Source organism: Paraburkholderia sp. J8-2 (assembly GCF_905220195.1).
Lineage (GTDB): Bacteria > Pseudomonadota > Gammaproteobacteria > Burkholderiales > Burkholderiaceae > Paraburkholderia.
The window spans coordinates 114,553-133,075 of the sequence record NZ_CAJMZA010000016.1 but is presented as its reverse complement, the minus strand read 5'-3'; the positions used below and the strand labels follow the sequence as shown (position 1 = coordinate 133,075).

The 18,523-nt window shown below is 64.3% G+C and carries 16 protein-coding genes; 3 read left to right on the top strand and 13 right to left on the bottom strand.

From position 1 onward, the window contains the following. Window positions 1–105 precede the first annotated feature (105 nt). Together U5A52_RS28115 and U5A52_RS28110 are read right to left on the bottom strand one after the other, a co-directional pair. On the bottom strand, window positions 106–1,293 hold the full coding sequence (locus tag U5A52_RS28115; protein ID WP_321937002.1) for a phytanoyl-CoA dioxygenase family protein: 1,188 nt from the start codon (window positions 1,291–1,293) through the stop codon (window positions 106–108). Window positions 1,294–1,404: 111 nt separating this feature from the next. Continuing rightward, window positions 1,405–2,346, bottom strand: a complete 942-nt coding sequence (locus U5A52_RS28110; protein ID WP_321937000.1) for a LysR family transcriptional regulator — start codon at window positions 2,344–2,346, stop codon at window positions 1,405–1,407. A gap of 185 nt (window positions 2,347–2,531) precedes the next feature. Between U5A52_RS28110 and U5A52_RS28105 the strand changes: the two genes are divergently transcribed. After that, window positions 2,532–4,043: a CoA-acylating methylmalonate-semialdehyde dehydrogenase gene (locus U5A52_RS28105; protein WP_321913310.1), complete on the top strand. Its 1,512-nt coding sequence runs from the start codon at window positions 2,532–2,534 to the stop codon at window positions 4,041–4,043. Window positions 4,044–4,179: 136 nt separating this feature from the next. On the opposite strand, the gene iolG is transcribed toward U5A52_RS28105, so the two are convergent. The 5 genes from iolG to U5A52_RS28080 all read right to left on the bottom strand — a co-directional run bounded on the left by iolG (window position 4,180) and on the right by U5A52_RS28080 (window position 9,869). Continuing rightward, complete coding sequence (gene iolG / locus U5A52_RS28100; protein WP_321936998.1) at window positions 4,180–5,202, bottom strand: inositol 2-dehydrogenase; 1,023 nt, start codon at window positions 5,200–5,202, stop codon at window positions 4,180–4,182. Window positions 5,203–5,270: 68 nt separating this feature from the next. Beyond that, window positions 5,271–6,293, bottom strand: a complete 1,023-nt coding sequence (locus U5A52_RS28095) for an ABC transporter permease (protein ID WP_321913308.1) — start codon at window positions 6,291–6,293, stop codon at window positions 5,271–5,273. Between the two features lie 42 nt (window positions 6,294–6,335). Next, window positions 6,336–7,880: a sugar ABC transporter ATP-binding protein gene (locus U5A52_RS28090; RefSeq protein ID WP_321936997.1), complete on the bottom strand. Its 1,545-nt coding sequence runs from the start codon at window positions 7,878–7,880 to the stop codon at window positions 6,336–6,338. A 57-nt stretch (window positions 7,881–7,937) separates the two neighbouring features. Next, window positions 7,938–8,864 carry a sugar ABC transporter substrate-binding protein gene (locus U5A52_RS28085; RefSeq protein WP_321913307.1) on the bottom strand — a complete coding sequence of 309 codons (927 nt, stop codon included), beginning with the start codon at window positions 8,862–8,864 and terminating at the stop codon, window positions 7,938–7,940. A 159-nt stretch (window positions 8,865–9,023) separates the two neighbouring features. Continuing rightward, a complete protein-coding gene (locus U5A52_RS28080) occupies window positions 9,024–9,869 on the bottom strand; it encodes a TIM barrel protein (protein ID WP_321936996.1) in 846 nt (281 codons plus the stop codon). Between the two features lie 214 nt (window positions 9,870–10,083). Between U5A52_RS28080 and U5A52_RS28075 the strand changes: the two genes are divergently transcribed. Beyond that, window positions 10,084–11,148: a LacI family DNA-binding transcriptional regulator gene (locus U5A52_RS28075; RefSeq protein ID WP_321936994.1), complete on the top strand. Its 1,065-nt coding sequence runs from the start codon at window positions 10,084–10,086 to the stop codon at window positions 11,146–11,148. A gap of 10 nt (window positions 11,149–11,158) precedes the next feature. Here the strand turns inward: U5A52_RS28075 and U5A52_RS28070 are convergent, their stop codons facing one another. The 4 genes from U5A52_RS28070 to U5A52_RS28055 all read right to left on the bottom strand — a co-directional run bounded on the left by U5A52_RS28070 (window position 11,159) and on the right by U5A52_RS28055 (window position 15,468). Next, entirely contained in the window at window positions 11,159–12,025 is an 867-nt protein-coding gene (locus tag U5A52_RS28070) for a sugar phosphate isomerase/epimerase (RefSeq protein ID WP_321936992.1), read from the bottom strand. Window positions 12,026–12,041: 16 nt separating this feature from the next. Further along, on the bottom strand, window positions 12,042–13,289 hold the full coding sequence (locus U5A52_RS28065; protein ID WP_321936990.1) for an NAD(P)/FAD-dependent oxidoreductase: 1,248 nt from the start codon (window positions 13,287–13,289) through the stop codon (window positions 12,042–12,044). Between the two features lie 19 nt (window positions 13,290–13,308). Then, window positions 13,309–14,403 (bottom strand): fatty acid desaturase family protein, encoded by a 1,095-nt coding sequence (locus tag U5A52_RS28060; RefSeq protein WP_321936988.1) that lies wholly within the window; start codon window positions 14,401–14,403, stop codon window positions 13,309–13,311. Between the two features lie 108 nt (window positions 14,404–14,511). Beyond that, window positions 14,512–15,468 (bottom strand): LysR family transcriptional regulator, encoded by a 957-nt coding sequence (locus U5A52_RS28055; protein WP_321936986.1) that lies wholly within the window; start codon window positions 15,466–15,468, stop codon window positions 14,512–14,514. Between the two features lie 110 nt (window positions 15,469–15,578). Here U5A52_RS28055 and U5A52_RS28050 point away from each other — a divergent pair, with 110 nt between their 5' ends. After that, the gene (locus U5A52_RS28050) at window positions 15,579–16,595 is read left to right on the top strand and encodes an NAD(P)-dependent alcohol dehydrogenase (RefSeq protein WP_321936984.1); all 1,017 of its coding nucleotides are present in this window, start codon (window positions 15,579–15,581) and stop codon (window positions 16,593–16,595) included. A 70-nt stretch (window positions 16,596–16,665) separates the two neighbouring features. Here the strand turns inward: U5A52_RS28050 and U5A52_RS28045 are convergent, their stop codons facing one another. Together U5A52_RS28045 and U5A52_RS28040 are read right to left on the bottom strand one after the other, a co-directional pair. Next, window positions 16,666–18,018, bottom strand: a complete 1,353-nt coding sequence (locus U5A52_RS28045; protein ID WP_321913299.1) for a TRAP transporter large permease — start codon at window positions 18,016–18,018, stop codon at window positions 16,666–16,668. 7 nt (window positions 18,019–18,025) lie between these two features. Beyond that, window positions 18,026–18,505 carry a TRAP transporter small permease gene (locus U5A52_RS28040; protein WP_321936982.1) on the bottom strand — a complete coding sequence of 160 codons (480 nt, stop codon included), beginning with the start codon at window positions 18,503–18,505 and terminating at the stop codon, window positions 18,026–18,028. Window positions 18,506–18,523: the final 18 nt, after the last annotated feature.

The following is an 18,523-nucleotide window of genomic DNA, read 5'->3' as shown; positions in this document are numbered from 1 at the left end:
TATGCAATCCTGAATATCCTCACCATTCAAGTTTCGTAGACTTGCCGACTCGTGGTCGATAGCGGCCACGAGACACACCCGTGCACGATAAGACCGTCGCAGTGCTTATGCCGGGTCGCGTCGCGCGTCCTGCGCGCGCAACGCCTGCGCGAATCTGCCCGGATCCCAGTCCTCGCGCAGCGCGCGCAGCATGAGCGCCTGCTGGCTTTCTGGCGCGAGGCCGCCCACGGGCGGGTCGCGGTCGAGATTCGTGGGAAACGGGTAGCCCTCCGCGCAGGACGCGATCGCCGCAACGGTCGCGAGATCGACTGCAACGCCCTGGCGGCGCTCGCGCAGCACGGGATAAACCGCTTCGCACATGCTGGTGCGGTCGAGCGCCTCCATGGCGCGCCCCATAGCCGACGAAACCTGCAGCAGGTTCGCCATGCGCTGCACGTCGGCCGTGCGGTTCGCGCCCGCCGCATGAAATAACGCGGGATTGAAGAACAGCGCGTCGCCCTTTGCGAGCGGCAGCTGTACGCAATGCGCTTCGAAATACTCACGGAAATCGGCGCGCCGCCATGCAAGATAGCCCTCTGCATAGCGTTGTGAGTACGGCAGGAGTTTCGTCGGCCCGCTCTCGACCGGCATATCGCTGTGCGCCACCGCCCCCTGGAGCGTGAGGAAAGGCGACACGCGATGCACGTGCGCCGGATAGCGTTGCGCCTCTTCGATCGTCTGGAATCCCAGGTGATAATCGCGGTGCGCCTCCTGCGCCGCGCCGCCAGGACGCACGACGTTGACCTGCGAGGTCGTCTGATAGCACGGTCCCAGCCACGCCTCGCAAATGGCCATGAGCGGCAGGTTTGCGAAGTAATCGACGAATACGCCGGGCGCTTTCAGGCAGAGCTTCTGTTGCGCATTCCAGATGCGGTCGTTCGCGCCTGCCTTGGCAAAATGGTCTGCACCGCTTGCGCCCTGCTCCCGCTCGTCGCGAATGATCGATTCGAACACGGCGGTCGCTTCGTCCACGGGCCGCGTGTTTGCGTAAGCGCGTTCAAGCACGAGCACGCCAGCGCCGTCGCACAGCACGTACGCCCACTCGGCCTGCAACTGCGCGCGCAGCGCCGCGTCGTCGAGCACGGTCTGGAGTGCCTGGCAGTCGTACACGGGAATGCGCTGCCGCACATCGCTGGCAAAACGCAACGGGCTGTCGTCGTCTCGCAGCCGGTTCACAAATGCATCGAGCGAGCATTCGCGTTCGGCGTACCATTGCTGCCCCAAATCCGCCGAAGATGTCTCGTGCTGATTCATGCGTCTGCCTCCAGTTTGACTCAAGCATAACGTTGGCACCGGGCGCCGTGGATACCAAAAATCTATCGAAAACACATCAGCAAGGCGCAGGCACGGCGTCGCACACCTCTGTCACGCCAATGGAAAGCCATCCTTGAACGTCTGCCGCAGAAACTCCGTGAAGTGCTTGACCGCACGCGGCACCTGCGCCCCATACGGCCGCACGACGTGCAATTGCGAAGCAAACGCGCCCACCGGACGCCAGCTGGGCAACAGCACTACGAGCTTGCCCGCCTGCAACGCGGCCTGCGCGCTGAAGTCGGGCAGCAGCGCGATGCCGAGATGTTCGAGCGCCGCATCGCGCAGCGCTTCGCTGTTGTTCGCCGAGAATGGGCCGTTCACCGTCACCGTCTCGCGCGCGCCTTCAGCGCGGCGGCCGGCTCTTTCGAACGACCACACCCCCGCACCCAACGCGCGCGGATAGAACAGACAGTCGTGTTGCGCGAGATCGGCGGGCGTTTGCGGCGTGCCGCGCTGCTTGAGGTAAGCGCGCGTGGCGACGATGGCCGAGCGCGTGTCGCACAGTTTCCACGCCACGTGCGTTTCGGGCACCTGCGCGCTATGGCGGATCGCGAGATCGAACCCTTCGCTCGCAATCGAGGTGAGCCGGTCGGAGAGTTCCAGTTGCACGCGCACTTCAGGATGCGCGCGAGAAAACTGCGCAAGCCGCGGCACCAGTTGCTGGCGCGCGAAGGCCACGGGCGCGGTAACGCGCACGGTGCCGCGCGCAACATCGGCCATCTCGCGCACGCTCGCAAAACTCGCGGCGATACTGTCGAATTGCGCGCGCGTGTCTTCCACGAGCCGCAGCCCCGCTTCCGTGAAGCGCACGCTGCGCGTGGTGCGCTGCACAAGCGGCACCCCCGCTACGCGCTCCAGTTCGGCAATGCGCTGGCTCACGGCCGCCTTGCTCACGCCGAGGCGCGCCGCCGCCGCGGTGTAGCTGCCCTGGGTGGCGAGCACATTGAGCCAGTGCAGATGCGTCCAGAGTGCCTCGACTCGCTGCGTATCCATGAATGAAAGTCCGCCCCAAAAGCTCGTAATTCCTGCGCCGATACTAGCATGCCGCCCGGCAATCTTTCACAGACTTCGCAAGCGATTGTTCACCACTGAAAACAATCAATTCAGCGACAGAGCCTTTCCCGGGCCCTGCGGTCTCCGTAGACTGACGGCACGTACTCACCAGACGAGGAGATGACATGCAGGCCTACACCGATTCCGCAGACGTGATCCACTTCATCGGCGGCAAGACCGAACGCGGCACGGGCGACCGTACGCAAGCGGTCTTCAACCCCGCGACCGGCGCCGCCGCGCGCCGCCTCGTGCTGGGCGAAGTGGCCGATGTGGACGCCGCCGTGGCGAGCGCGAAAGCCGCGTTCCCGGCCTGGCGCGACACGCCGCCGATTCGCCGCGCGCGCGTCATGCTGCGTTTTCTCGAGCTGATGAACCGCCACAAGGACGAACTCGCGGCCATCATCACGGCCGAGCACGGCAAGGTGTTCTCCGACGCGCAGGGCGAAGTCGCGCGCGGCATCGACGTGATCGAATTTGCCTGCGGCATTCCGCAACTGCTCAAGGGCGACTACACCGAACAGGTTTCCACGGGCATGGACAACTGGACCGTGCGCCAGCCGCTGGGTGTCGTGGCCGGCATCACGCCGTTCAACTTCCCTTGCATGGTGCCGTGCTGGATGTTCCCGGTGGCGCTCGCAGCGGGCTGCACGTTCATCCTCAAGCCTAGCGAGCGCGATCCTTCCCCTTCGCTCTTCATGGCACGCCTGCTCAAGGAAGCCGGCCTGCCCGACGGCGTATTCAACGTCGTGCAGGGCGACAAGGTCGTGGTCGACGCCCTCCTCGCGCACCGCGACGTGAAGGCCGTGAGCTTCGTGGGCTCCACGCCGATCGCGAACTATATCTACGAGACCGGGGCGAAGCACGGCAAGCGCGTGCAGGCGCTGGGCGGCGCGAAGAACCACATGGTCGTGATGCCCGACGCCGATATCGAACAAACCGTGGATGCGCTGATCGGCGCTGGCTACGGGTCGGCCGGCGAGCGCTGCATGGCGATTTCGGTGGCCGTGCTGGTGGGCGACGTGGCCGACAAGATCGTGCCGCGCCTTGCCGAGCGCGCCCGCACGCTGAAGATCAGGAACGGCATGGAAGCCGACGCGGAAATGGGCCCGATCGTCACGAAGCAGGCACTCGAGCGCATCGAAGGCTATATCGCGACCGGCGTGGAAGAAGGCGCGACGCTCGTGGTCGACGGGCGCGGCCTGAAGGTCCCCGGCCATGAGAATGGCTTCTTCACCGGCGGCACGCTGTTCGACAACGTCACGCCGGAAATGCGCATCTACAAGGAAGAGATCTTCGGGCCGGTGCTCGCCTGCGTGCGCGCCAAGGACTTTGCCGAAGCGGTGCAACTGATCAACGACCACGAGTTCGGCAACGGCGTGGCCTGCTTCACGCGCGACGGCAACGTGGCGCGCGAGTTCGGCCGCCAGATCGAAGTGGGCATGGTGGGCATCAACGTGCCGATTCCGGTGCCGATGGCATGGCACGGCTTTGGCGGCTGGAAACGCAGCCTCTTTGGCGACATGCACGCGTATGGCGAAGAAGGCGTGCGCTTCTATACGAAGCAGAAGTCGATCATGCAGCGCTGGCCGGAAAGCACCGAAAAGGGTGCGGAGTTTTCGATGCCGGTGGCGAAGTAAAGATTGTTGTTGAGCGCAAAAAGCCCACTTCATGTGGGCTTTTTTTATGGTTCGTCGCGCAGGAGCACGTAGGCACTGCTTTACCTCTGCCCCCGCCGGGAGCAGAGGTGAAACCGGCGAACCGATTGGGAACACCCTACGCCGCCGTGGCCAACTGGCGCTGCGCTTCCACTGCGACATCGAGCGCCGCGCCCGTCTTCCACGACGACGTCGCCAGTTCCGCGAGTTCAAGCGCCTTCACGCCGTCCTCGATCGTCGTGCGAACCGGCGTGCCCTTCGTCAGCGCCTGCACGAAGTGCGCCATTTCCGCGGCATACGCCTCGCGATACCGTTCGAGGAAGAACGGCTCGGGCACGTCTGTCGAGACCGCTGCCGCCGTCCACGCACTTACCTGCGTCGGGCGCACGTTGCCCGCCTGGAGCATGCCCATGCTGCCCAGCGCTTCGAAGCGCTGGTCATAGCCATACGCGGCGCGCCGCGACGTGTTGATCTGGCAAAGCAGGCCGCGCCGCGTGCGAATGGTCACGGCCGTCGAATCGATATCGCCCGCCGCCGCCACTTTCGGGTCGGTCAGGCAACTGCCGGTGGCGTGCAGGCTCAGCGCTTCGTCGCCGAGAATCCAGCGGAACACGTCGAGGTCGTGAATCAGCATGTCCTTGAAAATGCCGCCCGAACTCTTGATGTAGTCCACGGGCGGCGCGCCCGGATCGCGGCTCGTGATGATGAGCATTTCCGGTTCGCCGATTTCGCCCTGCTCGATGCGTGCCTTGAGCGCCGCAAAGGTCGGATCGAAACGCCGCTGAAACCCGATCATGCAAACCACGCCATTGCGCCGCACCGCCTCGGCGCTTGCTCGCGAGCGAGCGACCGTCAGATCGACCGGCTTTTCGCAGAACACGGCTTTGCCCGCGTTCGCGGCGGCGACGATCAAATCCGCATGCGTATTCGTGCTCGAAGCGATCACCACCGCGCCAATGGCCGGATCTTCGAGCGCCTGCGCCACGCTGGCTACCTGTGCGCCGTGCGCGTGCGCGAGCGCCTGCGCGGAAGGCGCATGCCTGTCCACGACGTATTTCAATCGCACGCCCGGCTGGCGAACCAGATTTGAAGCGTGAATCTTGCCGATTCGACCCGCACCGAACAAAGCAAACTCAATCATTACGTTCTCCGTTATGTCTCTTCCAGACGTGGCCTCTACTACGATGTCGATGAACTACGAATACGCTCTCAACGCGCGCGGCGCTTGCGATATTGATCGGCGATCACGGCGGCAACGATGATTCCGCCTTTCACAATTTCCTGAATATAGGAGTCGATGCCGAGGAAAATGAAGCCGCTCGAAATCACGCCCAGAATCAACGCGCCGATCACGGTGCCGGTAATGCGCCCCACTCCGCCCGCGAGACTCGTGCCGCCAATCACGGCTGCGGCAATCGCGTCGAGTTCGTACGAAAGGCCCATGCCTGACTGGCTGGTTTGTGCGCGCGCCGACACCACCACGCCCGCCAGCCCACTCAGCAGCCCCGCGATTGCATAGACGGCGATCAGGTTGCGCCCCACGCCAATACCCGAAACGCGCGCGGCCTGCACGTTGCCCCCGATTGCATAGAGACATTTGCCAAAGCGCGTATAGCGCAGCACGACATGAAAGATCAGGGCGGCTACGAGAAAGATCGCCACGGGCCGCGCGCCCGAGCCGATGGCCGAATAGGCGTCGGTGAACATGGAGATCGGCTGGCCGTGCGTGTAATAGCGCGCCAGGCCGCGTGCCGACACCATCATGCCCAGCGTGACGATGAACGGCGGCACATTCGAGCGCACGATCAGCGCACCGTTCAGGAGTCCGCACACGCCGCCCACGAGCACGCCTGCCAGCACGGGAACGAACACCGGCAAATCGGCCACGCCGGGAAACACGGTCGCACCAAAGCCGCCGGCCTGGGCGAAGCTCCCTGCGACCATGGCCGACAACGCGACGAGCGAACCCGACGACAAGTCGATGCCGCCCGCGATGATGACCATCGTGACGCCCACCGCGATGAGCCCGATCTCCGAAACGCGCAGGACCATGATCAGCAATCCTTGCGGGTTGTAGAGAAACGACTGGCCGCGTTCGATCCAGCCCAGCGCCTCGAACACGAGCGCAATGGCTACGAGCACGACCAGAATGCTGGTTTCCTGGGGGAAGCGCCACTTGCGGGGCGCTGCGGCCGCTGCGTCGGCGGCGCCGTTGATCGCTGATACTCGCATGTCCGTCTCCTTCTATCGCCTCGAATTGTCGAATGGTGGGATTCAGATCCGCTCGCCCGATGCGAGCGTCATGATGAATTCCTGCGTGGCGCGCTCGCGCGGAAGAATGCCGCTCACCGTGCGCTCGTGCATGACCACCACGCGGTCGCTCATGCCGATCACCTCAGGCAACTCCGACGAAATCATGATGATTGCGGCGCCGCTGCGCGCAAGCTGCGTGATGAGCGCGTGAATCTCGGCTTTGGCGCCCACGTCCACGCCGCGCGTGGGCTCATCGAGAATCAGCAGCCTGGGTTGATTGAGCAGCCACCTGGCGAGCAGCACTTTCTGCTGATTGCCGCCACTCAGGTTTTCGATGATCTGCGCGAGTCCCGGCGTTTTCACTTTCAGGCTTCGGCACATCCGCGCGCACTCTTCGTCCATGCGCTGCTGCCGTACGAAGCCAAACGCGCAATGCCGCTTGAGCGACGAAATCTGCATGTTTTCGCCCACGGAAAGCTGCATGAAGAGTCCCGTGCCCTTGCGGTCCTCGGTCAGGAACGCCACGCCGGCGCGAATGGCGTCTGCCGGCGAGCGGATTGCTTTTGCCTTACCGTCGAACAGCAATTCGCCTTCATCTGCGGGGTACATGCCGAAGATCGATTCCATGACCTCGGTGCGGCCCGAGCCCATTAGCCCCGCCACGCCGAGAATCTCGCCGTAGCGCACGTCGAAACTCACATTCGCAAAAGCACCGCGCCGGCCGAGATGGCGCACCGAAAGCGCCACTTCGCCAATCGGCACCGTCTCCTTCGGGAACACTTGCGTCAGTTCGCGCCCGACCATCGCGGCGATCAGCGACGGCTTGTCGAATTCGCACGCGGCGCGCGTGACGATATGGTGTCCGTCGCGGAAGATCGAAATGTCGTCCGCGATCTGGAACACCTCGTCCATCTTGTGGGTGATGTAGATGATCGCCTTGCCGCGTGCTTTCAGCTGCGCAATGATGCGAAAGAGGTGCTCGACTTCCTTGTCCGTGATGGCCGAAGTCGGCTCGTCCATGATCAGCAGGTCGGAGTCGAACGACACGGCTTTCGCGATCTCCACCATCTGCCGGTTCGCAATGCTCAGCTTGCCTAACTGTATTTCCGGATCGATCTCGATGCCGAGCTGCTGGAACAGTTCGCGCGTGCGCCGGTTCAGTGCGCCGTGGTTGACCAGGCCAATGCGGTTGCGCGGCTCGCGCCGTATCCAGATGTTTTCCGCCACCGTCATGTCGGGCAGCAGGTTCAGCTCCTGGTGAATCATGGCAATGCCGCGGTCGAGCGCGTCGCGCGGCGACTTCAGTGTGACGGGCTCGCCTTTGAAGCGCAACGTTCCGCCATCGGGCGCATACACGCCTGCGATGATCTTCATCATCGTGGACTTGCCCGCGCCGTTCTCGCCCATCAAGGCATGAACGCGTCCCGCATGGATGTCGATGGAAACATCATGGAGCGCAATCACGCCGGGAAATGCCTTGCGGACGTGCTGCGCCGCAAGTAGCGGGACGAAGAAGGCGGCCTGCGTTGCGTGCGCCGCCGGTGCTGCGATAGTCGAATCTGGCATGATCGCTCTCGCCTGGAAAACTGCTTGAGAAGACAAACTGCCCGGAGCGAGCGCGGCTTAGCGGTTCACGAAGCCCTTGTAGTTATCAGGCGTCACAAGCTGATAGGGAATCCACGCTTCGCTCTGCACGCTCTTGTCGCCGCCGGCGACCTTCGCTGCCATGTCGACGGCGGCCTTGCCCTGGCCCTTGCCGTCCTGAAACACGGTCACGGCGAGGTCGCCCTTCGACATCGCAAACAAGGCGTCCTTCGTGGCGTCGACGCCGCCCACCAGCACCGTCTTCGGCGAGACCCCGGCCTGGCGCATCGCGATCAGCGCACCGAGCGCCATCTCGTCGTTGTTGGCGGCGATGGCGTCGAACTTCTTGCCCGCGCTGAGCCACTGGCTCATCAGATTGATCGCCTGGCTGCGGTCGAAATTCGCCGTCTGCTCCGCGACGATATGAATGCCCGGATTCTTCGAGAGGATGTCCTTCACGCCGCGTGTGCGGTCGCGCGTGGCGTCGGTCGAGAGTTCGCCGAGCATGACCGCGATATTGCCGTGCCCGCCCAGTTTTTTCGCGAGGTACTCCATTTGCAGATGACCCGCTACGAGACTGTCCGACCCCACGAAATACGCGCCGTTGCCCATCGGCTCGTCGGGCTTGCGGTTGACGTACACGATCGGAATGCCACCCTTGCGCGCGGCGTTGGTCATGCGTTTCGTTGCGGACGCATCGGCCGGGTTCACGATAATGGCCGCCACATGCTGCGCGACGAACGCTTCGACCTGACTCACCTGGCGGCCCACGTCGCCTTGCGCGTCTTCGAAGTCGAGCGTCACGTTCTTCGCCTTTCCTTCCGCGGCCATGGACTCGCGCACGGTGGTAAGGAAGTTGTCGTCGAAGTGCGCCATGGTCACGCCTATCGTCGAGCTGGCCGAAGCTGAAAGGGGGATGGCGGCTGCCAGCGCGAACGCGAGCAGCGAGCGGGTGAGGATGTTCATGGCTGTCTCCGTATGTTTGTCGGTTTTGCGCGCTGGTCAATGGCCGAGCGCTTTTTCCGGCGCGCAAAACCTCTGCTGCCGTGCGAGGCAGGGTCAACTGCGCACGGTCAGTGACGACTTCGGTACTGCGGGGTGGTGCAGATAAACCGCGAATCAGCCTTAAGCGGCCTCGCGCAAGCTCGCGGCTTCGAGTGCTTCGCGGATATGGCTCATGCTCGCCGCGAGGCGCTGTTCGATATCGCTGGCCTGTGCGATTTCATCGGCGAACGGTTCGTACGAGGCGTAACCGCGATAGCCGCGCGCGCGCAGCACCGCGAGCTGACGCACGTTGCCGAGACGGTCGTCGCGGCCCACGAGCACGCGATGGCCGTCGCGCATCTCGTCGACTTTCAGCGTGCTTATCTCCACGCCCGAGATGTGCACGAGGCCGGTGAGATCGGGATAGAAGATGTCTTCGCCAGCAAGGTGATGATGAAAGGTGTCGTGCACGAGTTTGAAATGACGCTCGCCTGCCGCGTCATAAATGCCCTTTACCGCGTCGGACTTGCGGCGCAGCGCGCACTCTTCGAAGCCGAGCGTTTCCACGAGTCCAAGGAGGCCGTGGTCTTCGAGAACCGGCTTGAGTTGCGTGAGCGCGGCCACGAGATCGGCATGACGCTCGCCCGGCGTGCGTTTGTCGAGCAGCGAATTGGTGGGGCACAGAACGAGCGCCTTCGCGTCGCAATCGGCGGCATAGCGTGCGAGCGCAACGGCTTCGCTCATGCGCGTCGCATCGAATTGCTCGAAGCGCTGCAGCGCGTTGATCGAGAGAATGGTGAGCCCGCCCGCCTCACATGCCGCCTTGATTTGCGCGGCGGGCGTGCCATCGGTCATTTCAATGCCCGGCAGATCGTTGCGGATCTCAATCGCATCGATGCCCAGTCGCTGGCACAGCTCCACATACTCGGGAAAGCCGAGCTTCGGCGCGCTCATGCGGTTGAGGGAAAACTGCTGCACGTCTCGCATCGTTGTCTCCTGTCGATTGCCAAGCTGTTGGTTTCTTCATCTGCCTGCGCGATGTAGAAAAGGTAGGCGACCCATTGACGCGCCTCAACGAAAAGATTGATGATTTTTCGTCAGCGGCAGCGCGGCAAAAAACTGCACTTCGTGCTGCAATGCCACAACGCCGCGCGCGAGTTTTCAAATGCCGGCAGGAAAACAAAACAGATGGAGACGCCCCATGACGGACACCGCTTCGCCGCGCCGCAAGCGCACGGCGCGTTTCGTGGAGATTGCCGAAGCCGCGGGCGTGAGCCCCGCCACGGTCGACCGTGTGCTCAACGAGCGCGGCAGCGTGTCCGCCGCGATGCGCGCGCGCGTCGTCGCGGCCGCGCGCCAGCTCGGCGTGCCGCGTGTGTTACCCGAAACGCATCACGGGCTCGTGCATATCGACGTTTTGCTGCCGCAAAACAACACGCCGTTTTTCCAGCGGCTGACGCAGGGCCTTGAACGCTCCATGCAAATGCTCGACCGGCGCATCGTGCTGCACCGGCAGTTCCTGCCCGAAGCCGACGACACCGTGATTACCCGCGCCATCCTGAAGCCGAATTACAAACGCGCGGGCCTGATCGTCACGACGCACGATACGGGGGAAGTGCGCGACGCGCTGCGCACCGTGATCGCCCAGGGCGAGGCCGTGGTGACGATGGTCACCGATATCGATGCGGTCGAGCGCGTGCATTACGCGGGCATCGACAACCGGCTTGCGGGACGCACGGCGGGCTATTTCGTCGGGCGCCTCGCGAAAGCGCCGGGCCGCGTGCTGCTGATCTGCTCGCGCAAGGACTATCACGCGCATATCGAGCGGATCAGCGGGTGCCGCGAGCAATTGGCCGAATCGTTTCCGCACCTCGTTTGCGACGAGGAAGCGGTGGAAACGCTCGACGACGTGGACCAATGCCATCGCGCGGTGCTCAAGTCGCTCAAACGCGGCGGCGTGGTCGGCATCTACAACAGCGGCTATGCGTCGGCGGGCATCGAGGCCGCGTTGCGCAAGGTGGGCGCGGTGGGAAAAATCGTATGGGCAGGCCACGAAATGCTCGACCTGCACCGCCAGTACATCGAGCAGGGGACGATGGATATCGCCATCGACCAGGACCCGGACGGCCAGGTCATCTCGGCGCTGCAGCATGCGCTCAACGCATGCGGCGTGCTCGAAACGCCCGCGCCTCCGGGGCCGGTGGAGTTCCGCATTTTCTGCTCGGCGAATGTGCGACGCAATCCGTATCTGGGTGTCGGGAATTGACTTTCCCGTTTCAGGCTGCGGCGCTTTCGCGCGCAGATTCCTTTTCGACCTCTAGCCACAGCTCGCGAATCCAGTCGCGCATGAGCAGCGATTCGCGCCAGCGGTCGGTCGTGTCGTTGCCGTCCGGACCGATGATCGCGTAAGGCTGCGGCCCCAGCTCGCAGGTGAACGAGAGCGTCTCGTCCGCGCCCGCACGCTTGCGCCACGAGTGAAAGCCGTAGCGCCACCAGTCGAGAAAGAGATCGACCCATTTGCGGTGCGGCGCGAACGATAGCTCGATCTGCACCTGTTCGCGGCTCGCCACGCGACCATGAAACGCCCAGGACGCATCGAGGATGCGATGCATGAGCGCGTGATTCTCCTCCGATACCGGCCATGCGAACTCGCGCCCCACGAGGTAGTGCGATATGTCGCCGAGCAGCTTGAGGTCGGGGCGCGCGTCGAGCAGATCGAGCGTGAAATACAGGTCCGTCGTCATGCGGTCGCGATGCGTTTCGATGTAGACGGGTATGTTCACCTGGTCGGCCAGGCGCTGCCAGCCGTCCAGCAACGCGAGCGCCTCGCGCTGCGTGCGCGGGCGCACGTCGGGTTGAAGGTCGACATGGTGCAGACCGAATTCGGTGGCAAGCTCGAGCACCGGCTGCAGGTCGTCCACGGTCGCAGGGAAGCACTGGCCCTCCGCCGCCAGCCCGTATGTCTTGCGTAGTTCCGCGAGGCGTTTCACGTCCTCGCGATTCGTGCAATGCGCGCTCACGCCGTCGAACCCCGCTTCGGCGATCATCCGCACATTGTCTTCGAGCGTGCGCTCGTAGCCATCGGTGTGGCGGCGTTCCATCGACCAGAGCGACTGGAACACCAGCAGTCGTTGCGCCATCATGTCTCCGTTTTTTGTATCAAAGCAGGCTCTTGAGCTTGACCTCGGGGTTGGCCAACGCATCGGGCAACTGCGCCGGCGCAATCGCCACACCGCGCTCCACCAGCATGCGCGCCAGCTTCATTTCTTTGGCAAGCGCACTGGCCGGTCCGAATCCGCTCGCACCAACGAGGCGTTGGTCGCCAGCGAGTTCGAAGTGGATTTCCGCGTCGCCAGCCAGGGGGCGCACGACCGAACTTGCGCCAAGCGCCGGCTCGCCCGCAACCTGCAATTGGTGATCGTACTGATCGGACCAGAACCAGGGCAACTCGCGATACGCGTCGTGAGCACCGAGCATGTTGTGCGCCGCTACGCGTGCCTGGGTTTCCGCGTTGTGCCAGGTTTCCTGGCGAATGCGATGCGAACCGAAACGGCTCGGAAACAGCGCCACGTCACCGGCGGCATAAATGCCGCGCACGGACGTCGCGAGTTCCTCGTCCACGACGATGCCGCGCTCGACTTCGATGCCGGCCGCACGTGCGAGCCCATCGGCAGGCTCGATGCCAATACCGACGATCACCGTATCGGCGCGCAGCGTATCGCCGTTTTCCAGCAGCATGTCGAGCGTGCCGTCGCTCAGCCGCTCGATTGCCTGCGGCGCGCAGTTCAGCAGCACGCGAACGCCATTGCGCTCATGCAGCGCATGAGCGCGCGCCGCGATCACAGCGGGCACGGCGCGGCCCATGAGTCGCGCACCACCTTCGATAAGCGTGACGCCGCAGCCGCGCGCGCGGGCCGAGGCCGCAACTTCGAGCCCGATGAACCCGCCGCCCACGACGACGATGCGCGACCCCGCGGCAAGCCGCGGCCCGATTGCCGCTGCGTCGTCCAGCGTGCGCAGGGTCAGCACATTCGCGAGCGTCGCACCCGGAATCGTGAGCCGCCTCGCGTGACCGCCCGTTGCCAGCAGCAGCGCCTCGTAGGCGAGCGTCGCGCCGTCGCCCAGTTGCAGCGCGCGCGCCACCGGATCGATCGCCTGCACAGTCGCCACGATGTGCTCGACGTTATCCTCGCGCCAGGCTTCGGGCGAGCGCAGGCCGCATTGCGAGGGGCTGCGCTCACCCGTCAGGAGTGCTTTGGAAAGCGGCGGGCGCTCATACGGCAAATGCGGCTCCGAACCGATCAGCGCAATGCGGCCGCGCCACCCCGCTTCGCGCAACGTCTGGGCGGCGCGCCCGCCAACATGGCCCGCCCCGACGATCGCCATCACTCGTTCCGTGGCCGTCATCTTGTGTCTCCCCCGGTTTTCACACCGTTTCCGGCTGCTTGAATGCGTTCCACTCGGCGCCCGGCACAGGCCGCTTCACGTGATATGAGGGATCGCGAGTCTGGCGTACGAGCGCGGGCAAGATCTCCGCGTAAGCCGCGATCGTGCTGCTGTATGAAGGCGGCATGTCGGGCTTGACGACCTCATGCAGTCGCGGCAACGCGTGGAACGGCACCATCGGAAACATGTGGTGCTCGACGTGATAGTTCATGTTCCAGTAGAGAAAGCGGAACACGGGATTCATCATGACCGTGCGGCAGTTCTTGCGATGGTCGAGCACGTTCTCGGGCAACCCCGCGTGCTGTGTGAGCCCGAAGTAGAGATAGAGCCACGCGCCGTACAGGCTCGGCAGACCGATATAGAGGAGCGGCAGCGGCGAGCGCAGCGCGATGCACGCGCCGATCACCATCGCATAGACGAGCAGCGTGAGCCGTGCTTCGCGCACGACCTTCGGCCACTCGGAAGCGGGCACATAGGTCCTTTCTTCCGCACCGATCCGGCCAAACGCGCACGCGACGATCTTCGGCACTTCGCCCGCCACATGCTTGATCGCGAAAACGTTGAGCAGCAGCGCGGCCCAGTCGGTGGGGCGCGGCGCGGCGATCTCGGGGTCGCGGCCGACGACGAGCGTGTCGGTATGGTGGCGCGCATGGGTCCAGCGCGTGACGGTCGGGCGGCGGAACACCTGGAACGAGGCGAGCTGGTAGACCACGGTGTTCATCCAGCGCGTCTTGAACGCCGTGCCGTGTCCGCATTCGTGCCAGCGCGAATCGGCGGGGCTGCAATAGAGCGTGCCGTAGAGGAAGAACGCGGGAATCGCCCACAGCGAATGGGCGTGCCACGCGAACCATGCGAGCACGCCGCTCGCGACGATGGCCGCGTACCAGATTAACGTGTCGCGCATGGCGCGGGCGTCGCCGCGCTGCATGAGCGCTTTCATCGTGGCGCGCGGCACCGGGCACTTGTACCACTCGGCATTGACGAGCCCCGCGGCGCGCGCCGCTTCCCCTGCTCCGCCGATCAGCCTGTACGCGTCACGACCGGCTCCGCTTGCGCTGGTTTCCGTGTTCGACACCGATGTCTCCTTGATCCGGTTGTCCGTGCTTCGAGCAGCAACGTCTTTCTGGGATCAAACATAAGCGGCGCGCCGGTCGCGCTCAACGGAAACCTTGATGAAATTTCGTCAACTTGCGTCCAGGTGGGCGAGCTTGTGGGTGAAATCCACGTGCTCCTGTTCGGCGCCGAGCATGCGCGAGATATCCGCGACGAGCGCGTCCACGGCCACGCGCACCTTCGACGGCACGTGCCGCGCCTTCTGCCGCACGACGTGAACTTCGCCGCCCAGCACGCTCTTGCTGTCCATCACGAGTTCGAGCCGTCCGTCGCTCAAGTACGGCGCCATAAGCCAGCACGGCAGCCACGCGACACCGGCGCCGGCGGCCGCCGCATCGGCAATCGCCAGCAGGTCGTCGAAGTACAGCCGCGACGCGAGCCGGCACTCCTCGACTTCGCCGCGGGGGCCGCGCACGCGCCACGGCGGACTCTGCCCGGCGCGGCCATACGCGATGCCGGTATGCGTGGCGAGCGCGGCGACGTCCGCGGGCTTGCCGTGCCGCGCGAGATACGCAGGCGACGCGCAGATGCCCATGCGCTGCACGCCGAGCCTACGCGCGACGAGCGTGCCGTTATCGGGCAGCGTGCCGATGCGTACGGCCAGATCGAAGCCGTCCTCGACGAGATCGGCCACGCGATCGCTAAACGAAAGTTCGACATTCAGACGCGGATAGTCCTCCACGAGCCGCCGCACCACGGGGGCGACGCACTGACGCCCGAACAGCACCGGTGCGCTGATCCGCAAGCGCCCCGAAGGCTCGCGCCGCCCGTGGTCGAAGGCGGCTTCCACCGCGCTCAGCTCGCTCAGCACGCGGCGGCACTGCTCGTAGTACGCGTGGCCTTCGTCGGTGAGGCTCAAACTGCGCGTGGTCCGGTGCAGCAGACGCACGCCCAGGCGCTGCTCGAGCCGCGCCACGATCTTCGCGACAGCGGAGCGCGTCACGCCAAGGCGCTCGCCCGCGGCAGAGAAACTGCCCGCGTCCACCACGTCCACGAATTCGGCCACGCCGCTCAGACGATCATCCATTACGCTGACTCCTTTGTATCCCTTTCGGCAACAACGAAGGTCAAAAATCTCACCAATGTCGCCACACAAGCAACACTATCATAGGTGTTCCCACTCGTACTGGAGCAGTCATGAACGCATGGAAACTCAAGGCCGGCAGCGGCCATGGCGCACTCGCGCGCACCGACTTCACGCCGCGCGCGCCCGGCCCGCATGACGTGGTCGTGAAGATTCACGCGGCTTCGCTCAACTATCGCGATTTGATGTTCGCGCGCGGCGATTACCTGGGGCTCGGCGACGCGGCGCTCGTGCCGGTTGCCGACGGCGCCGGCGAAGTGGTCGAAGTCGGCGCGGCGGTCACGCGCTTCAAAGCCGGCGACCGCGTGATCAACACCTACTTCCCGCATTGGGTGGACGGCGCGCCCACGCCCTCGAAAGTGCGCGAGACGCCCGGCGCGCAATTCGACGGCGTGCTGGCCGAACGCTTCGTCGCTGACGAAACCTCGCTCGTTTCGATTCCCGCGCGCCTGAGCTACGAGGAGGCCGCGACGATCTCGTGCGCAGGCATCACGGCCTGGAACGCGATCTTCGTCGATGGCGAGGCGAAGCCCGGCGCGACCGTGGTGCTGCTCGGCACCGGCGGCGTGTCGATCTGGGCGCTGCAGCTCGCCCACGCGGCGGGCTTGCGGACCATCGTCACTTCGTCGAGCGACGAGAAGCTCGAGCGCGCGCGCTCGCTTGGCGCGAGCGAGACGATCAATTATCGTTCGCACCCCGAATGGCAGAACGACGTGCTGAAGCTCACAGGCGGCGAAGGCGCGGATATCGTCGTGGAGGTGGGCGGCCGCGATACGCTGCCGCGCTCGGTGGCCGCCGCGAAGATGGGCGGGCTCGTTTCGATCATCGGCGGCGTGACGAGTTTCGCGGGCCCCGAACTCGGCCTGCTTCCGGTGATCGGCGGCTTCAAGCGGCTGCACGGCCTCATGGTCGGCAGCCGCACGATGCTAGACGACCTCACGCGTTTTATCGGCGCACAGCAGATTCGCCCCGTGGTGGATCGCGTATTCGGTTTCGATGAGGCGCCCGAAGCTTACGCGTGGCTCGAAGCCGGCAAGCATTTCGGCAAGGTGGTGATACGCGTGGCGTGATGCGCTAGCGGCGCAGAAAAGCGAAGCGGGCACTCGAGGTGCCCGCTTCGTTTTGCTTGTGCCCGTCGCTTTAGAAGACCGGATGCCCGTTGATCACGCTAGGCAGCCACGTGGAGAAGAACGGAAAGTAGGTGACCAGATTGATCGCGCTGAAAATCGCCAGATAGTATGGCCACGCGACCTTGGTCGTCTCCCCGATCGACACGTCGCCGATTGCGCAGCCGATGAACTGCACCGAGCCGATTGGCGGATGCACGAGGCCCAGCGCGCAGTTCAGCAGGATCATGATGCCGAACTGCACCGGACCCACGCCGCTATGCATGGCGAGCGGCAGGAACAGCGGCGTCGTGATGAGGATGTGCGCCGCCATGTCGATGAACGTGCCCAGAAACACCTGGATGATGTTGATGTACAGAAGCATCAGCCAGGGAAGCGTCGTGGCATGTTCGAGCACGCGCTCAATGGCTTCCGGAATCTCCAGATACGCCATCTGGTAGCGCAGCATGTTCGACACCGCGATCAGCAGCAGCACCACGCCCGTGGTCTTGGCCGCGCGCGAGAGGGCGAAGAACAGCTTCTCTTTCGTCATCGTGCGATACACGACCACGGTGAGCGCGAGCGAATACACCACGGCAATCGCGGCCGCTTCCGTCGCGGTCGCAATGCCCCGCGCCACGCAGAAGAGAATGATCGCGATCACGAGCAAGCCAGGCAGCGCGCCGAGGAACGCTCGCACCACGGCGAGCCAGCCGGGGAACACCTGCAGTTTGGTCTTGCCGTCCGCGCTGAGCGGATAGCCAAAGCGGCGCGCCTGCCAGTACGCGGCGATCAGCACGAAACCCATGACCCACAACACCGGCAGCAGGCCCGAGAACAGCAGGTCGCCAATCGACACGCCGCTCATCTGCTGACCATTCAGCGTGCCCGTAATGCCTTGCGCCGCGAATGCGTAGATGATCATGTTCGTCGAAGTCGGCATCAACGCGCCGGCGAGCGACGAGTGCGTCGTCACGTTGACCGCATAGGCGGCGCTATAGCCTTCGCGCTTCATGAGCGGAATGACCACGCCGCCCATGGCCGACGTATCCGCCGAAGGCGAGCCGGAAACGCCGCCGAAGAGCGTGCACGCAACGACATTGGCCATGCCGAGGCCACCGCGGAAGTGCCCCACGGCGGCCTGGGCGAAGCGCAGAATGCGGTCGGCAATACCGCCGTGCAGCATCAACTCGCCGGAGAAGATGAAGAACGGCACGGCGAGAAACGAGAACGCGTTCATGCCCGAGATCATCGACTGCATGGCAGTCGCGGCCGGCAGTCCTTCGTAAAGGTACGTGCTGACGCAGGCGAGACCGAGCGAGAAAGAAACCGGCACCCCAAAGGCGAGGAGCACCAAGAAGCTGAGCGAAAGAATTGCGAGTTCCATGTTTGCCCTACTTTGCCTTGCGTACGAACAGCGCCAACAAATGCTCGAGCGAAAACAGCACGATGCAGGTGCCGGCCACGACCGGAATGACGTAGCGCACCGCTTCCGGCACGCCGAGAATCGCGATATGGTCGTCCATGGTTGTTTCCGCCATTTGCAGGCAGCCGAAGAAAATCGCCCCGCCAAGCGCGATCAGGCAGACATGCTGAAACGCTTCTGCGATCAGCTGCCACCGTGGGGAAAGCTTCTTGACGAGCGAATCGAGCCCGATATGCCCGCGCTCGCGCACCTTGAGCGCGGCGCCGAACATGGCGATGGTCACCACCAGCAGCAACGCGACCGGCTCCACGAAATCGGGCGCGCTTTCGAACACGTAGCGCATGATCACGCCGTAAAAGACGAGCACCGTTAGCGCGGCGAGCGCAACCGAGGCGACGATCGTCAGCAGGCGAAACAGTAAATCGTTGGGGAGTTTCAGGAAGGTCATGATCCACCCTTGCACGGT

Excerpts from the sequence above, each read along its gene's own strand:
- U5A52_RS28115 (WP_321937002.1), bottom strand. The coding sequence starts at position 1,293 with ATGAATCAGCACGAGACATCTTCGGCGGATTTGGGGCAGCAATGGTAC.
- U5A52_RS28110 (WP_321937000.1), bottom strand. The coding sequence starts at position 2,346 with ATGGATACGCAGCGAGTCGAGGCACTCTGGACGCATCTGCACTGGCTC.
- U5A52_RS28105 (WP_321913310.1), top strand. The coding sequence starts at position 2,532 with ATGCAGGCCTACACCGATTCCGCAGACGTGATCCACTTCATCGGCGGC.
- iolG (WP_321936998.1), bottom strand. The coding sequence starts at position 5,202 with ATGATTGAGTTTGCTTTGTTCGGTGCGGGTCGAATCGGCAAGATTCAC.
- U5A52_RS28095 (WP_321913308.1), bottom strand. The coding sequence starts at position 6,293 with ATGCGAGTATCAGCGATCAACGGCGCCGCCGACGCAGCGGCCGCAGCG.
- U5A52_RS28090 (WP_321936997.1), bottom strand. The coding sequence starts at position 7,880 with ATGCCAGATTCGACTATCGCAGCACCGGCGGCGCACGCAACGCAGGCC.
- U5A52_RS28085 (WP_321913307.1), bottom strand. The coding sequence starts at position 8,864 with ATGAACATCCTCACCCGCTCGCTGCTCGCGTTCGCGCTGGCAGCCGCC.
- U5A52_RS28080 (WP_321936996.1), bottom strand. The coding sequence starts at position 9,869 with ATGCGAGACGTGCAGCAGTTTTCCCTCAACCGCATGAGCGCGCCGAAG.
- U5A52_RS28075 (WP_321936994.1), top strand. The coding sequence starts at position 10,084 with ATGACGGACACCGCTTCGCCGCGCCGCAAGCGCACGGCGCGTTTCGTG.
- U5A52_RS28070 (WP_321936992.1), bottom strand. The coding sequence starts at position 12,025 with ATGATGGCGCAACGACTGCTGGTGTTCCAGTCGCTCTGGTCGATGGAA.
- U5A52_RS28065 (WP_321936990.1), bottom strand. The coding sequence starts at position 13,289 with ATGACGGCCACGGAACGAGTGATGGCGATCGTCGGGGCGGGCCATGTT.
- U5A52_RS28055 (WP_321936986.1), bottom strand. The coding sequence starts at position 15,468 with ATGGATGATCGTCTGAGCGGCGTGGCCGAATTCGTGGACGTGGTGGAC.
- U5A52_RS28050 (WP_321936984.1), top strand. The coding sequence starts at position 15,579 with ATGAACGCATGGAAACTCAAGGCCGGCAGCGGCCATGGCGCACTCGCG.
- U5A52_RS28045 (WP_321913299.1), bottom strand. The coding sequence starts at position 18,018 with ATGGAACTCGCAATTCTTTCGCTCAGCTTCTTGGTGCTCCTCGCCTTT.
- U5A52_RS28040 (WP_321936982.1), bottom strand. The coding sequence starts at position 18,505 with ATGACCTTCCTGAAACTCCCCAACGATTTACTGTTTCGCCTGCTGACG.